Source organism: Pseudaquabacterium terrae (genome assembly GCF_013266755.1).
In the GTDB taxonomy this organism is placed as follows: domain Bacteria; phylum Pseudomonadota; class Gammaproteobacteria; order Burkholderiales; family Burkholderiaceae_C; genus Pseudaquabacterium; species Pseudaquabacterium terrae.
This window is the reverse complement of the sequence record NZ_JABRWJ010000009.1, coordinates 99,509-114,596: the sequence shown is the minus strand read 5'-3', so window position 1 is coordinate 114,596 and position 15,088 is coordinate 99,509. Positions and strand designations below refer to the sequence as shown.

General features: G+C 69.8%; 15 protein-coding genes. 10 read left to right on the top strand and 5 right to left on the bottom strand.

Annotation, left to right across the window (positions count from 1 at the left end):
- Window positions 1-18: 18 nt before the first annotated feature.
- The 4 genes from HLB44_RS27240 to HLB44_RS27225 form a co-directional block, all read right to left on the bottom strand.
- A complete protein-coding gene (locus HLB44_RS27240; protein WP_173130365.1) occupies window positions 19-1,386 on the bottom strand; it encodes a multicopper oxidase family protein in 1,368 nt (455 codons plus the stop codon).
- 14 nt (window positions 1,387-1,400) lie between these two features.
- Window positions 1,401-2,756 carry a TolC family protein gene (locus HLB44_RS27235; RefSeq protein ID WP_173130362.1) on the bottom strand — a complete coding sequence of 452 codons (1,356 nt, stop codon included), beginning with the start codon at window positions 2,754-2,756 and terminating at the stop codon, window positions 1,401-1,403.
- A 298-nt stretch (window positions 2,757-3,054) separates the two neighbouring features.
- On the bottom strand, window positions 3,055-3,522 hold the full coding sequence (locus tag HLB44_RS27230; RefSeq protein WP_343051581.1) for a response regulator: 468 nt from the start codon (window positions 3,520-3,522) through the stop codon (window positions 3,055-3,057).
- Between the two features lie 356 nt (window positions 3,523-3,878).
- On the bottom strand, window positions 3,879-4,601 hold the full coding sequence (locus HLB44_RS27225) for a helix-turn-helix transcriptional regulator (RefSeq protein ID WP_173130359.1): 723 nt from the start codon (window positions 4,599-4,601) through the stop codon (window positions 3,879-3,881).
- 115 nt (window positions 4,602-4,716) lie between these two features.
- Here HLB44_RS27225 and HLB44_RS27220 point away from each other — a divergent pair, with 115 nt between their 5' ends.
- Window positions 4,717-5,121 carry a hypothetical protein gene (locus HLB44_RS27220; protein ID WP_173130356.1) on the top strand — a complete coding sequence of 135 codons (405 nt, stop codon included), beginning with the start codon at window positions 4,717-4,719 and terminating at the stop codon, window positions 5,119-5,121.
- Window positions 5,122-5,198: 77 nt separating this feature from the next.
- Here the strand turns inward: HLB44_RS27220 and HLB44_RS27215 are convergent, their stop codons facing one another.
- Window positions 5,199-6,083 carry a LysR family transcriptional regulator gene (locus HLB44_RS27215; protein ID WP_173130353.1) on the bottom strand — a complete coding sequence of 295 codons (885 nt, stop codon included), beginning with the start codon at window positions 6,081-6,083 and terminating at the stop codon, window positions 5,199-5,201.
- Window positions 6,084-6,155: 72 nt separating this feature from the next.
- Between HLB44_RS27215 and HLB44_RS27210 the strand changes: the two genes are divergently transcribed.
- From HLB44_RS27210 to HLB44_RS27170, 9 genes are all read left to right on the top strand, one after another.
- On the top strand, window positions 6,156-7,334 hold the full coding sequence (locus HLB44_RS27210) for an MFS transporter (RefSeq protein ID WP_173130350.1): 1,179 nt from the start codon (window positions 6,156-6,158) through the stop codon (window positions 7,332-7,334).
- A 50-nt stretch (window positions 7,335-7,384) separates the two neighbouring features.
- Window positions 7,385-8,509, top strand: a complete 1,125-nt coding sequence (locus tag HLB44_RS27205) for a M23 family metallopeptidase (protein ID WP_173130347.1) — start codon at window positions 7,385-7,387, stop codon at window positions 8,507-8,509.
- Window positions 8,510-8,622: 113 nt separating this feature from the next.
- Window positions 8,623-9,432, top strand: a complete 810-nt coding sequence (locus HLB44_RS27200; protein ID WP_173130344.1) for a crotonase/enoyl-CoA hydratase family protein — start codon at window positions 8,623-8,625, stop codon at window positions 9,430-9,432.
- On the top strand, window positions 9,429-9,848 hold the full coding sequence (locus HLB44_RS27195; protein WP_173130341.1) for an acyl-CoA thioesterase: 420 nt from the start codon (window positions 9,429-9,431) through the stop codon (window positions 9,846-9,848). Before HLB44_RS27200 ends, HLB44_RS27195 begins: the two co-directional genes overlap by 4 nt.
- Window positions 9,849-9,883: 35 nt before the next feature.
- The gene (locus HLB44_RS27190; protein ID WP_173130337.1) at window positions 9,884-11,020 is read left to right on the top strand and encodes an ABC transporter substrate-binding protein; all 1,137 of its coding nucleotides are present in this window, start codon (window positions 9,884-9,886) and stop codon (window positions 11,018-11,020) included.
- A 21-nt stretch (window positions 11,021-11,041) separates the two neighbouring features.
- Window positions 11,042-12,079 (top strand): branched-chain amino acid ABC transporter permease, encoded by a 1,038-nt coding sequence (locus tag HLB44_RS27185; RefSeq protein ID WP_173130334.1) that lies wholly within the window; start codon window positions 11,042-11,044, stop codon window positions 12,077-12,079.
- On the top strand, window positions 12,079-13,848 hold the full coding sequence (locus HLB44_RS27180; RefSeq protein ID WP_173130331.1) for a branched-chain amino acid ABC transporter ATP-binding protein/permease: 1,770 nt from the start codon (window positions 12,079-12,081) through the stop codon (window positions 13,846-13,848). The genes HLB44_RS27185 and HLB44_RS27180 overlap by 1 nt, the downstream gene beginning before the upstream one ends.
- On the top strand, window positions 13,848-14,582 hold the full coding sequence (locus HLB44_RS27175) for an ABC transporter ATP-binding protein (protein WP_173130328.1): 735 nt from the start codon (window positions 13,848-13,850) through the stop codon (window positions 14,580-14,582). The genes HLB44_RS27180 and HLB44_RS27175 overlap by 1 nt, the downstream gene beginning before the upstream one ends.
- 14 nt (window positions 14,583-14,596) lie before the next feature.
- Entirely contained in the window at window positions 14,597-15,082 is a 486-nt protein-coding gene (locus HLB44_RS27170) for a MarR family winged helix-turn-helix transcriptional regulator (RefSeq protein ID WP_173130325.1), read from the top strand.
- Window positions 15,083-15,088 lie beyond the last annotated feature (6 nt).

Sequence of the window (15,088 nt, the reverse complement as noted above, 5' to 3'; positions counted from 1 at the left end):
CGAGCGCAAGTCGGCGGCTCAGTGCCCCGAGTGGCCCGACGGCTTGCGCACCTGCAAGGTCTTCGCATCCGCTTTCGGCGCCGCGGCGCGCGCCGGCTGCCGGACCTCGCCGGTGTACTCGTAGGCCACGCTGCCCGGCGGGTGGCGGTACCAGCCGGGGTCGCTGTAGTCACCCGGCTTCACGTCGTCGCGCACCTTGACCACGCTGAACATGCCGCCCATCTCGAGCGGCCCGTACGGTCCGGTGCCGGTCATCATCGGCAGCGTGTTGTCGGGCAGCGGCATCTCCATCGCGCCCATCTCGGCCATGCCCTTGTCGCCCATCACCATGTAGTCGGGCACCAGCTTCGTGATGCGCTCGGCGATGCCGCGGTGGTCGACGCCGATCATGTTCGGCAGGCTGTGGCCCATCGCGTTCATCGTGTGGTGCGACTTGTGGCAATGGATCGCCCAGTCGCCGGCGACGGCGTCGAATTCGATGGCCCGCATCTGGCCGACCGCGACATCGGTGGTCACCTCGGGCCAGCGCGCCGCGGGCGGCACCCAGCCGCCGTCGGTGCCGGTGACGACGAAGTTCGGCCCGTGCATGTGGATCGGGTGGTTGGTCATCGTCAGGTTGCCGATGCGGATGCGCACGCGCTCGCCGGTTCGCGCCACCAGATGGTCTATGCCCGGAAAGACGCGGCTGTTCCACGTCCACAGGTTGAAGTCGGTCATCTCGGCGGTGCGCGGCGTCGCGCTGCCGGGCTCGATGTCGTAGGCGGCGAGCAGGAAGGCGAAGTCGCGGTCGACCTTCATCTGCCGCGGATCCTTCGGATGGATGATGAACAGGCCCATCATGCCCATCGCCATCTGCGTCATCTCGTCGGCATGCGGGTGGTACATGTGCGTACCGGCACGCGGCAACGTGAACTCGTAGACGAAGGTCTTGCCGGGCTGGATGTGCGGCTGCGTCAGCCCGCCGACGCCGTCCATGCCCGAGGGCAGCAGCACGCCGTGCCAGTGCACTGTTGTGTGCTCCGGCAGCTTGTTGGTGACGAAGATGCGCACGCGGTCGCCTTCCACCGCCTCGATCGTCGGTCCCGGGCTCGTGCCGTTGTAGCCCCACAGCCGGGCCTTCATGCCCGGCGCGAGCTCACGTACCACCGGTTCGGCCACGAGGTGGAACTCCTTGACACCCTGGTTCATGCGCCAGGGCAGCGACCAGCCGTTCAGCGTCGCGACCGGCTGGTAGGGGCGGCCCGTGCTCGGATGCAGCAGCGGCTGCATCGTCGGCGAGGTCTGGATCACGGCCTCGGGCAGCGACGCGGCGCCGATGCGGCTGACGGCGGTGGCGCCGAGCGCGGCGGCCCCGGCCGCGCGGAAGAAGATTCTGCGGTTCGACATCGGGGGGCCTTGTTTCAGGGCGCGGCGCCGGGGGAGCGGCCGGCGAGGGCGGCTTGCAGCTGCGTCTCGGCGATCCAGAAATCTCGCAGCGCGTGCACGTAGCCGCTGACGCCGTGCACCTGCTCGCGCGCATCGGCGAGCAGCTCGAAGACGCTGATCAGCATGCCGTTGTAGCGCAGCAGGTTTTCTTCCGAGATGCGCTTCTTCAGCGGCACGACCTCGTCGCGGTAGTGCCGAGCCAGCGCATAGGCGCCGCGCCGGGCCGCATCGGCCTCGCGCACCTCGGAGCGCGCGTTCAGCGCCGTGTCGGCGACCTGGTGCAGCGCCTGCAGGTACAGGCTTTCGGCCCGCGCGACGCGTGTGCCGCCGAAGTCGAACAGCGGCAGCTCGAGCTCGATCTCCCAGCCGTTCTCGCGCGGATCGAAGCTCGTGCTCTTGTTGCGGTAGCCGAGCTCCAGCACGTTGACCATCCGCGTCGCCTTCGTCAGCCCGAGGTTGCGCGCGGTGGCTTCGGCGGCGCGGCGGGCCATCAGCACGTCGAGCCGGCGGTCGATGACGGCCTGCTCGAGCCCGCGCGGCTCGGGCGGCTGCGCCGGCAGCTCCGGCAGGCGCTCGGGCAGCCGAAAGGTGGTTTGGGCCAGCCCGAGCGCACGCGCCAGCCGCTCGCGCCCGGCGACGGCCTCCTGGTTTGCGCGCGCCAGCTGCGCCGTCGCATCGGCCTGGAACGACTGCTCGCGCAGCTGCGCGAGCGTGCTGAAGTTGCCCGCCTGCTGCATGCGGCGCGCCAGCTCGCTCGACGCGTCGGCCGCTTCTTTCACCTGTTCGTGATAGCGCAGCAACTCTGCGGCGGCGACGGCGCCGAAGAAGGCCAGCCGCGCCTCGGTCGCCGCGCCGACGGCATCGGCGGCGGCCTGCAGCTGCGCCTGTTCGAACTGGCGCTCACCGACCGCGCGCGCGCTCGGCAGCGTCAGCAGGCCCAGCACGTCGAACATCAGCGAGCGCTCGATCTCCTTCAGCGCGAAGGCGCCGCGCATGCGGCTGAACGAGAAGCCGGGATTGCGCAGCCGCCCCGCGCGCACCAGCTCGGCCTCGGCGATGCCCAGCTCGGCAAAGCGCGCCTGCAGGCCGCGGTGGTTCAAGAGCGCGACCTCGGCCGCCGTGTCGGCATCGAGCGGCGCGTTCAGCAGCTCGGCGACGCGCGCGCGCACGGCGGCGCTCGGGTCGGGACCGCGCTGCCAGGCCGGCGCGTGGCCGCTGCGTTCACGCGTCAGCTCGCTGACGGCGCCGAAGCCGCCGTCGTCGGAGAACGACGCGCAGCCGGCGAGCAGCGCGGCGGCCGCCACGGTGGCAATCGATCGCAGAAGGTTCATGGTTCGCCAGGGTCTGAATCGCCATCGGCACGCTGGCCCGCCAGCGCGCCGATGATGGGGCACGCCGGCCGGTCGACGCCGCGGCAGCAGCGCACCAGATGCTCGAGTGTCGCCTTCATCGCTTGCAGCTCTGCAAGCTTGCGGTCGAGGTCGCCGAATGTGCGCCTGGGCCAGCGCCTTGAACTGCCGGCCCGGCCGCCGCCCTGGGCTCAGGCCCGCATCTTCAACGTTCCCATGTTGGGAAACGTCAAGCCAGCGCCCCGTGGACCTGCCCGCGAAGGGGTATTGGCAGGGCCCTTCAGGCCGGCGCGCGGCCGCCGATGGCCTGCGCCAGGTGCATCGGCAGCAGCGCCGGCGCGCCGGACAGCGCGCGCCGCACGCCGCGGTCGAACTGCGGGATGTTGATCGGCTTGGCCCAGTACTCGTAGGCGCCCAGGCTGAGGGCCTTGATGACGTCGGCGGAGATCCGGTCCGCGGTCAGCAGCACGATGCGGAAAGCGCCGGCGGCGATCTCGCGATTGAGCTCGCGAATGACCTCGAGGCCGGAGGTGTCCGGCAGGTGCATGTCGAGCAGCACCAGGTCGGGGTGTTGTTCGCGCGCGAGGCGAACGCCTTCCGCGCCGGTGGCGGCGCGGAGCAAGGTCAGGTGCGGGTGCAGCGTCAGAAGGATCTCTTCGACGAGCGAGCTGCTGACCGGATCGTCCTCGATGTAGAGAACCGTCCCGATCAGGGTTCCATCCGGCACGTCGGCTTGGTGGTCGATCACGGTGGCCGGGGTGGTTGCGGGAGTCGCGATAGGCAGGTGCCCGATGACAGAAGGCGATGCTGCCCGGATTGGAAAAAAGCCGAATCCAACGTCCAAATGAGAGGGAGGGAGGGAGGACGGACGCTGGCGTGGGTTTCGGCGGAAAGGGGTTCCCTGAGCGGTGTGTTCTGAAGACTCGGTCTTGGCAGGCCTAGAAGCCGGTGCGCGGAAGGGACGGGATGAAGGTGTAAGCGGCGTGCGACATGTGGGGCCCCTTTGGCGTTGCGCCGTGACGAGATCGGCAACCCGATTCCATCAAGCAGGGGAAAGTCGCGTAACTGCGCCCGGGCAGAGGTTGACGGGCGAACTTGGATGTGCTACCGACTTGCCAAGAGGCCAAACTCGATCGCCCGAAGGACAGCGGCATGTCTGGTTTCGCAGCCGAGTTTGGCGATCGCGTTCTCCGCGTGGAACTTCACCGTGCTAGGGCTCAGGCTCAGAATCTGCGCGATGGCGTTGGTGTCCTTCCCCAGCATGGTCCAGCGCAGGACTTCGGTTTCACGCCGGGTCAAGGATGCGACCCGGGCGGGCTGGGCAAGGGGTGCAAGCACACGGATGGCGGCGTCCTGCGCATGCACTGCAAGGAGTTGAACATCGGCAAGGAGCCGAGTCAGTCGAACATCGTTCTTCGGCAAGGCCTTTTCGCGATCGATGCCAAGTACGAAGTGACGCGCGCCGGGCAGGTGCAGACAGACAGCGACACCGGTTCGGTATCCGAAAGGGGCCTGAATGTCCCACAGGTCTGCGGCCCCATCGTTTATGTAGGTGGCTTGGTCCCAGACGATGGGAACGCTGAGTCGCCTCAGTCGGTCGAGAACAGGATCGCGCTTCGAGGCGGCGGGGTCATTGGCCGCGTCCGCATAACCCGTCGGAAAGTTCGCCAGCGATACGACCGTATTGGGTTGCTGTGGGCGCTCCAGCACGAGCAGGGAGGTCAGCAACCCAAAGTCGAGTTGGTTCGCCACCGACAGCAACGCGTCCAACAACTCGTCCTTGGTGCGAGCCTCCGCAACTGCCTGATAGTCGTTGAGCGTTGGCATAAACCGTCGAACTTGTCTAGCTGCGCCCCTGGGGAGTTATCGGATATGCATCGGCGGACGAAGATCAGTGCACACGCTCGAGCAGCGTGACCGTCACTTTCGTTCGGAGGATGACATGGGAGCTTTGAACATCAAAGCCTGGCCGGCGGTATTGTCGCCACAACAGGACTTCGTGCGGGCGAGCTTTCGCCACTGGGGAACCCTGATCAAGAACCCCGACAACCTGCCGGGGGGCCGATCGGGGCGGACGACCTGGGTCAGCGGCAAGTCGCCGACCCTGGTGCTGGCCTGGGACTGGAGCGAGGCCTTGCCCTGGATCGTCGTGCTCAGCAACCCGATGAAGATCTCGAGCAACGTCGCGCTCGAGCTGGCGCCGGGGCAGGCGCTGGACCGCGATGCCTGCGTCGTGGTGCTGAACGACGTCGTCAACCGCCTGCCGTGGCAGCGCGCCGTGCGCCGGCAGCTGCGCGAGAGCGCTCAACCGTTCGGCATGGCGCAGCGGGAGGCTGTCGCGCTCTGAGCTGAAGGCGTCCTGGCGCAGCAAGCCCCGCCGGCCGGCCCGCTGCTTCGGCGGCGAGCCGAAAGCCCTGCGGTGGGTCACTCGCGGAAGGCCATCACCGCGTCGAGCACGCTGCGGATCGGCGCGGCCAGCGTCTTCGCCGAACGGCAGGCGACGCCGAGGCGCCGTGGCATGGCCGGCTTCAGGCGCAGTACCTGGATGCGGCCGTCGAGCGCTTCGCTCGGGTGTTCGAAGGGCAGGATGGCCGCGCCGTAGCCGGCAGCGATCAGGCGCCGCGTCACCTCGTTGAAGCTCATCTCGATGCGCGCACGCGGCAGCACGCCGGCGCCGGCGAACCAGTCCATCACCTGGCGCCGCACGTGCGTGTCCGGCTCGTTGAGGATCAGCGGCTTGTCGGCCAGCCACTGCGGCGTGATGAGCTTCGGCGCCGGCCAGCGCGCCGGCAGCATCGCCATCATCGGCGTGCTGCGCCAGGGCGTGACGCGGATCTGCGGATAACGCGGCTGCGGCAAGGCGACCAGCGCGAGGTCGACGTCGCCGACGAAGAGCTTGGCCATCAGCTCGCTCGAGCGGCCGATGGTCACCTGCACGTCGATCTCCGGCAGCGCGGCGTCCAGCGCCTCGAGCAGCTGCGGCAGCAGGTGCACCATCGCGCCGGTCGAGCTGCCCAGCCGCACGCGCCCGGCGCGGCCGTCGCGCTGGCGTTGCACCAGCTCGATCGCCTCGTCGGCATCGCGCAGCAGCCGGTGCGCGCGCTCGGCCAGCAGCTCGCCGGCGGGGGTCGGCTGCACGCGCGGCCCGCCGCGCAGCAGCAGCGGCGTGCCGAGCTTCGATTCGAGCTCGGCGACATGCAGGCTGATCGTCGGCTGCGCCAGATGCAGCGCGCGCGCCGCGGCCGAGAAGCTGCCGAGCTCGAGCACCGAGACGAGGGTTCGCAGTTGGTCCAGGTTCAATGCGCGCATCAGGATTCCTGATCGGGAAGCTCAGAACACTTGACTTCCCCAATGGGTGATCCGGCGGCAGCATAGCCGGCCATGGCTTCGTCGTCGATCGATCCCCGGCCCCACCTCCGGCCCCATCCCCTCGGCCACCATGCGCTGGTGCTGCTGTGCGTGCTGGCGCACACCGCGCTGACCGGCGCCCGCGTCGCGGTGTCGCTGCAGGCGCTGGCGCTCGGCGCGCCGGCGCTCGGGTTCGGGCTGCTGCTGGCGTCGTTCGCCATCGTGCCGACGCTCGGCTCGCTGGCGATCGGGCGCTGGATCGATCGCATCGGCACGCGCCGCCCGCTGCTGCTGGGACTGGCGGCGCAGGTGAGCGGACTGGCGGCCGCGGCGCTGGCGCCGCAATCGCTGGTGGGGCTGGGCGCTGCTGCGGTGCTCGGCGGGGGTGGCTATTCGATGGCGCTACTCGCGCTGCAAAGCCAGCTCGGCCGGCGCGACGAGCCGCAGCGCAGCGCGGCCTTCGCCAGTTTCGGCATCGGCACCTCGGTGTCGATCGGCCTCGGGCCGTTCATCGCCGGCCATGGCCTGTCCTCGGCCGGCGCGGCGTTCACCTTCGCGCTGCTCGGCTTGCTGCCCCTGGCCGCGGCGGTCGGCGCGGGTTTCGGTCGGCGTCACCTGCACGCCCGGCGCGGCAGCGCGGCGTCACAGCGCGCAGCGGCCGCAGCCGGCGGCGCGGTGCTCCGCGATCCGGCACTGCGCCGCATCCTGATCGCCGACCTGCTGATGGCGCTGGGCTGGAATGCGAACGGCTTTCTGCTGCCGCTGTACGCGACGCAGCAGGGCTGGTCGGCGGCCACGGTCGGCGACCTGGGCGCGGCCTTCGGCCTCGGCGTCGGGCTGGTGCGGCTGGGCAGCGCCGCCTGGCGCCGGCGCGTCGGCGACTGGACGACGATCCGCACGACCCTGATCAGCGCCGGCGGCTGCTTCGCGCTGCTGCCGCTGCTGCCGGCGCTGACCTGGGCGCTGCTGCTGCAGTTCGTGCTCGGCGTCGGGCTGGGCATCGCGCTGCCGAGCGTGATGGCGCTGCTGCATGCGCAGTCACCCGCCGAGCGCCAGGCCGAGACGCTGGGGCTGCGCATCGTGATGCTCAACGCCAGCTATCTCGCCGTGCCGCTGCTGCTGGGTGGGCTGGGCGCGGCCGCCGGGGTGTCGATGCTGCTGTGGTCGCTGGGCGGGAGCCTGTCGATCGGCGCCGTGTGGTTCAGGCGCTAGCGGCGACCGGGCGGCGCTAGGATCGCCCGCTCCGCACTCGATCCGCCGCCATGCCTGCATCGCTGCTGCCGTCCCGTCGCCAGGTGCTGCTGAGCGGCGCCGCGCTGGTCACGGCCCCGGCGTTCGCTGCATCGCCGGTCGCCTTGAGCGCGCTGGATGACTTTGCGATCGTGCGCAGCAGCGGCCGCTGGTGGCTGGTGGGTGAGTTGCTCGCGGCCCATCCGGGCGGCGGCACGATCGAGCTGCGCGGCCTGCATGCGTTCGGCCCCGGTGCCGCAGCGCCCCGGCTGCTGACGCTCACCCCCGCCGAGCTCCAGGCCGCCGGCGCGCTGCCGCGCGGCAAGCCGCTGGAGCGCGCGGCGCTCGCCGGCGGTGAGTCGGCCACGCTCTACCTCTGGCACGCGCTAACGGGTGACGACTCGCCGCCGCCCGCGCTGCGTCTCGAGCTCGCCACCGATGCCGGCACGGCCGCGCTCGACGTCGCCGTGCAGCCGCCGATCGCGCTGCGCCCGCCCCTGCGCGGCGGCCCGTGGGTGGCGGTGTACGACCCCGCGTTCCCGTTCGGCCACCGTCGCTCCGCCTTCGAGCGCGACGGCCGGCGCTTCATCCCGGCGCGTTTCGCGATCGACTGGATCCGGCTCGACGAACGCGGCCGCGCCGCGCCCGACAGTGAGCAGGCGCGCTTCGACCGCTGGCACGGCCTCGGCCACGAGGTGCTGGCGGTGGCCGATGCGACGGTGGTGGCCGTGCGCAACGATCGCGACGACGTGCTCGACGCGCCGCGGCCCGCGACGCGCTGGTCGCCGGAGGACGTCGCCGGCAACTACGTCTGCCTCGAAGCCGGTGCCGGCCGCTTCGTCTTCTACGAGCACCTGTTGCGCGGCTCGGTCAGCGTCGCCGCCGGCCAGTCGGTCAAGGCGGGCCAGGTGATCGCGTTGGTCGGCCGATCGGGCGTCAATTCGTCGGGGCCGCACCTGCACTTCCATGTCGCTGCCGGGCCATCGCTGCTGCATGCGCAGGGCCGGCCCTGGGGCCTCGGCGGCTTTCGGGTGCTTGGCAGCTACACGAGCATGGACGAGGCCGAATCGGGGCGCCCGTGGCGCCCGGTCGACGCGGCGGCGGAGTCGCGCAGCGCCTTGCCGCCGCCCAACGCGGTGCTGCAGTTCCCCGCCTGATTCATTACTCCCCTTAACTATGTGCCGCGCCAGGCTTCGATAAGAGATTGCGGGTTTGCCCCAATCTTTAAGTTAACTGTATGAACTAAATTCGGCCCAACACAGAACGGCCGATGACTTCCGAATTCCTTCCTGCCGATGGCCTGCTCGGCTCGCTGGACCTGCTGCAGGTCACGCTGGGCGGCTCCGTGGCGCACGTGCGCATGAACCGCCCGGCCAAGCGCAACGCGCTGAGCGACACCCTGGTGCAGCAGCTGCACAGCGCGTTCGTCAACCTGCCCGAGCACATCGGTGCCGCAGTGATCAGTGGCGAGGGCGCGCACTTCTGCGCCGGGCTCGACCTGGCCGAGCTGGTCGAGCGCGATGTCGTCGGCGGCGTGCTGCATTCGCGCATGTGGCACGCGGCCTTCGATGCCGTGCAGTTCGGTCGCGTGCCGGTGGTCGCGGTGATGCACGGCGCGGTGGTCGGCGGGGGCCTGGAGCTCGCTGCGGCCTGCCATGTGCGCGTGGCCGAGGCCTCGGCCTACTTCGGGCTGCCGGAAGGGCAGCGCGGCCTCTTCGTCGGCGGTGGTGGCTCGGCGCGGCTGCCGCGGCTGATGGGCGTCGCGCGCATGTCCGACATGATGCTGACCGGCCGCACGCTCGGTTCCGACGAAGCCGTGCAGGCCGGCCTGGCGCAGTACCTGGTGCCCGACGGCGAGGGGCTGGCGCGCGGCATCGCGCTCGCGCGCCGCATCGCCGGCAACGCGCCGATGTCGAACTTCGCGGTGATGCACGCGCTGCCCCGCATCGCCGACCAGTCGCAGAGCGATGGCCTGTTCACCGAGTCGCTGATGGCCGCGGTGGCCGAGAGTACGCCGGAAGCCCAGGAACGGCTGCGCGCGTTCCTCGACAAGCGGGCAGGCAAGGTGGAACGCCCATGAGCCGAGTCCACGTCCACAGGGTCAATGTCACGTTCGGCGACTGCGATCCCGCCGGCATCGTCTTCTTCCCGAACTTCTCGCGCTGGATGGACCAGGCCTCGCTCAACTTCTTCATGGCCTGCGGCGTGCCGCCGTGGCGCGAGCTGGTGAAGACGCGCGGCATCGTCGGCACGCCGCTGCTCGAGATCCACACCCGCTTCCTGCGCCCCGCCACCTACGGCGAAGAGATCCAGGTGCACACCACCGTCGAGGAGTGGGCGGTCAAGACCTTCCGCCATCGCCACGTGGTGCGCCGCGGTGACGAGCTGCTGTGCGAAGGCACGGAGGTGCGCGCCTTCGTCGTGCGCGATCCCGACGACCCCGAGCGCATCCGCGCGATCCCGATTCCCGAGGACATCAAGGCGCTGTGCCTGTGATTCCACTGCCTGTGACAACGACTGGAGACAAGACGATGAAGCTGCTGAAGAACGTGCTGGCCGCCGCGGCGGCCTTGCTGGCTGCCGCCCCCGTGTGGGCCGACGTCACCGTCGGCATCAGCCTGCCGCTGACCGGCCCGGCCTCGGGCCTCGGCATCCCGATGCAGAACTACTTCAAGCTCTGGCCGCAGACGGTCGGCGGCGAGAAGTTGAAGGTCATCATCCTCGACGACGCGACCGACCCGACCAAGGGGGTGCAGAACGCGCGCCGCTTCGTCACCGAGGACAAGGTCGACATCATCATCGGCTCGGCGGCGACGCCGGTGGCGATTCCGATGGCCGACGTGGCCGCCGAATCGGGCACCGTGCAGCTGGCCGCGTCGCCGGCCGGCCTGCCGCCGGGCAAGGATGCGTGGACCTTCCGCCTGCCGCAGTCCAACTCGGTGATGGCGCACGCGATGCTGAACCTGATGAGGAAGCACAACATCAAGACGGTGGGCTTCCTCGGCTACACCGATGCCTACGGCGAGCAGTGGCTGAAGGAATTCACGCCGCTGGCCGAGAAGCAGGGCGTCAAGGTGGTCGCCACCGAGCGCTTCGCGCGCAGCGATACCAGCGTCACCGCGCAGGCGCTGAAGCTGGTCGCCGCGAACCCCGATGCGATGCTGATCGTCGCCTCCGGCTCGGGCGCCGCGATGCCGCAGAAGGCCATCGTCGAGCGCGGCTTCAAGGGCAAGATCTACCAGACGCATGCGGCGGCCACGCGCGACCTGATGCGCATCGGCGGCAAGGACGTCGAGGGCACCTACGTCGTCTCCGGCCCCGCCGTCGTCGGCGAGCTGCTGCCCGACAGCCACCCGTCGAAGCCGCTGGCGCTGGACTTCGTCGCCAAGTACGAGAAGGCCTACGGCGCCGGCTCGCGCAACCAGTTCGCCGGCCACGCCTACGACGCGCTGATCGTGCTCGAGAAGGTGGTGCCGGTGGCGCTGAAGAAAGCAAAGCCTGGAACGCCGGAATTCCGCGCCGCACTGAAGGAGGCCATCGAGAACATGGGCCGCACGGTGTTCGCGCACGGCATCATGAACTGGACCAAGGACGACCACTGGGGCTACACGACCAAGACCGGCGTGATGCTGAAGGTCGTCAACGGCGATTGGGCCTACGAAGAGTAAATCCAGAAGTACGCGTCCCAGATGGACTTCTCGATCGCCGCCATCCTGGCGCTGGACGGCGCGACCAACGGTGCGGTCTACGCGCTGTTGGCGCTTGCCACCGTGCTGGTGTTCGCCGTCACGCGGGTGATCTTCATCCCGCAGGGCGAATTCGTCGCCTTCGGCGCATTGACGCTCGCGCTGCTGCAGCTCGGGCAGGTGCCCGGCACGGTGTGGTTCCTGCTGATCCTGGCCGGTGCCGCGGCGCTGGCCGACCTGACGCAAGGCATCCAGCACCACCACGGCGCGCGGCGCATCGCGCTGCGGATGCTGCGCACGCTCGGCTACCCGGTGGTGATCTCGCTGTTCGCGATCTGGGCCGCGCCGCAGAAATTTCCGCTGCTCGCGCAGGCGCTGCTGACGCTGGCCCTGGTCACGCCGTTCGGCCCGCTGATCTACCGCCTGGCCTACGAGTCGCTGGCCGATGCCAGCGTGCTGGTGCTGCTGATCGTCTCGGTGGGCGTGCACTTCGCGCTGACCGGGCTGGGCCTGTTCTTCTTCGGCGCCGAGGGCTTTCGCAACCCGAGTTTCTGGGACGCGCGCTTCAACGTCGGGCCGCTCACCTTCACCGGCCAGACGCTGATCATCTTCTTCGCGTCGCTGCTGCTGATCGTCTCGTTGTGGCTGTTCTTCGAGCGCTCGCTGGTCGGCAAGGCGCTGCGGGCGACCGCGGTGAACCGGCTGGGCGCGCGGCTGATGGGCATCTCGTCCGATTCGGCCGGCCGCCTGACCTTCACGCTGGCCGCCTTCATCGGCGCCTTGTCCGGGTTGCTCATCGGCCCGACGACCACGGTCTTCTACGACTCCGGCTTCCTGATCGGGCTGAAGGGCTTCGTCGCCGCGGTCTTCGCCGGCCTCGCCAGTTATCCGCAGGCGCTGCTGGGCGCGCTGGTGGTCGGATTGCTCGAAAGCTTCGGTTCGTTCTGGGCCAGCGCGTTCAAGGAGGTGATCGTCTTCAGCTCGATCATTCCGGTGTTGTTGTGGCGCTCGCTCGCCGATCCGCACGGCGAGGAGCACTGATGCAAGCCGTGCACCGTTTCGGATTTCCTGCCTTTGCGCTCTTCATGCTGGCGCTGCCGCTGCTGCCGCTGCCGGACTTCTGGATCACGCAGCTCAACTACATCGGCCTGTATGCCATCGTCTCGCTCGGCCTGGTGCTGCTGACCGGCGTCGCCGGCCTGACCTCGTTCGGCCAGGCGGCCTTCGTCGGCGTCGGTGCCTACACGGCGGCGTTCCTCGCAGTGAAGATGGGCGTGTCGCCGTGGCTGACGCTCTTCGTCGGCGTGGCCCTGAGCGTGCTCGTCGCGCTGGTGCTGGGCGCGATCACGCTGCGCATGTCGGGCCACTACCTGCCGCTGGCAACGATCGCCTGGGGCCTGACGATCTACTACACCATGTCCAACATGGAGTGGCTCGGCAAGTACGACGGCATCCTCGGCGTGCCGCCGATCACTTTGGGCGGCATCAGCCTGGGCAGCGGGCGCGGCATCTACGGGCTGATCTGGGTCTTCGCGCTGGCGTCGGCCGTCGCGGTCACGCACCTGCTCGATTCGCGCCCCGGCCGGGCGATCCGCGCGCTGAAGGCGGGCACCACGATGGCCGAGGCGATGGGCATCTCGACGCTGCGCTACAAGGTGCTGGCCTTCGTGCTGGCGGCGGTGCTGGCCTCCGTGTCGGGCTGGCTGTTCGCGCACTTCCAGCGCACCGTGAACCCGTCGCCGTTCGGGCTGCACAAGGGCATCGAGTACCTGTTCATGGCGGTGCTCGGCGGCGTCGGCCATGTCTGGGGTGCCTTCATCGGCGCGGGCGTCGTCAAGCTGGTCGAGGACCAACTGCAGGTGCTGTTGCCCAGATTGATCGGCACCAGCGGCAATTTCGAGATCATCGTCTTCGGGCTGGTGCTGATCGCGGTGCTGAAGTACGCGCCGAACGGGCTGTGGACCTTCGTCACCGACCGCCTGCCGCGCAGCCCGCGACAGCGCGACTGGGAAGGCGCCGCGCCGCTGCCTGCGCGCGACAAGCCGGCCAAGGGCGCGCTGCTGCTCGAAGTGGATGCGGTGCGCAAGGCCTTCGGCGGGCTGGTCGCCGTCAACGACGTGTCGTTCGCGCTGCGCGCCGGCGACATCTTCGGCCTGATCGGCCCGAACGGCGCCGGCAAGTCGACGACCTTCAATCTGATCACCGGCGTGCTCGCGCTGACCAGCGGCCAGGTGCGCTTCAACGGCCAGCGCATCGACGGGCTGCCCTCGCGCACCATCGCCCGGCGCGGCATCTCGCGCACCTTCCAGCACGTCAAGATGATTCCGGAGATGACGGTGCTCGAGAACGTCGCGCTCGGCGGCTACCTGCGCACCGAATCGGGCGCGGTGCGCGCGATGCTGCGGCTCGATCGCGCGGAGGAGCGCCGGCTCTTCGCCGAGGCCGAGGCGCAGCTGCAGCGCATCGGCCTGGCCGATCGCATGCACGAGCTCGCCGGCAACCTGGCGCTCGGCCCGCAGCGGCTGATGGAGATCGCCCGCGCGCTGTGCACCGACCCGGCGCTGCTGCTGCTCGACGAGCCGGCCGCCGGCCTGCGGCTGAAGGAGAAAGAGGCGCTTGCCGCGGTGCTGCGGCAATTGAAGGCCGAAGGCCTGTCGATCCTGCTGGTCGAGCACGACATGGACTTCGTGATGGGCCTGGTCGACCGCATCGTCGTGATGGAGTTCGGCACGCGGCTGATCGAGGGCACGCCGGAAGAGGTGCAGGCGAGTCCGGCGGTGCGGGCGGCGTATCTCGGGACGGAGCACTGATGGCCTCGCCCCTTTTGAGTGTTGGCGATCTTCACGCCGGCTACGGCCGCGCCGAGGTCCTGACCGGCCTGAACTTCGAGGTGCCGCAGGGCCAGGTCGTGACGATCATCGGCCCCAACGGCGCCGGCAAGTCGACGACCCTGAACGCGCTGATGGCGATGCTGCCCTCGCGCGGGCGCATCGTCTTCGATGGCCACGACCTGTCCGACATGTCGCTCGAGGAGCGCGTGATGTTCGGCCTGGCGCTGGTGCCGGAGAAGCGCGAGCTCTTCGGCACCATGCCGGTCGAGGACAACCTGGTGCTCGGCGGCTACCGCGCGATGAAGCAGCGCGTGCCCGGCTGGCGCAACGAGCTCGAGCGCGTCTACACGCTGTTCCCGCGCCTGAAGGAGCGCCGCGCGCAGCTGGCCGGCACCTTGTCGGGCGGCGAGCGCCAGATGCTGGCGGTCGGCCGCGCGCTGATGTCGAAACCGAAGCTGCTGATGCTCGACGAGCCCAGCCTGGGCCTGGCGCCGCTGATCGTGCGCGAGGTCTTCCACATCATCGAGCGGCTGCGCGGCGAGGGCGTCAGCATCCTGCTGATCGAGCAGAACGCACGCGCCGCGCTCGATGTCGCCGACCACGGCTACGTGCTGGAGACCGGCAGCTTCGCGCTGCACGGGCCGGCGCGGCAGCTGGCCGGCGATCCGCGGGTCATCGACACCTACCTCGGCGCCGCGCGCCGGCGTGACTGAAACGAAGGATCGTGATGGCACGCCCGACCTCGACCCTCGACGAGCTGCTGCCAGCAGTGGTGGATGGTGACCGGCTCGCGCTCGGCACGCTCGCCGACGTGCTCGGCTACCACGTCGCGCAAGCCTCGGTGACGACGGTCGACATGTTCGAGCGCCACATCGGCGAGCGCTTCGGGCTGCGCAAGGTCGAGTTCTCGATCCTGATGCTGCTGCAGGCCAACGGCGCGCTGACGCCCAAAAGACTCGGCCAGACGCTGGCGCTGACGCCGCCGAACCTGACGCTGCTGCTCGACCGCCTGCAGGAGCGCGGGCTGCTGCTGCGCGAGCGCAGCCAGGTCGACCGCCGCTCGCACAACATCGTGCTGACCGCGGCCGGTCTCGAGCTCGCGCAGCAGACCGCCGAAGCCGCGCAGCCGATGGAGCGCGAGCTGCAGAGCCGGCTGAGCAGCGCCGAGCGCGCGCTGCTGATCGAGCTGCTGCGCAAGGTCGCCGGCCGCTAGCCGGGC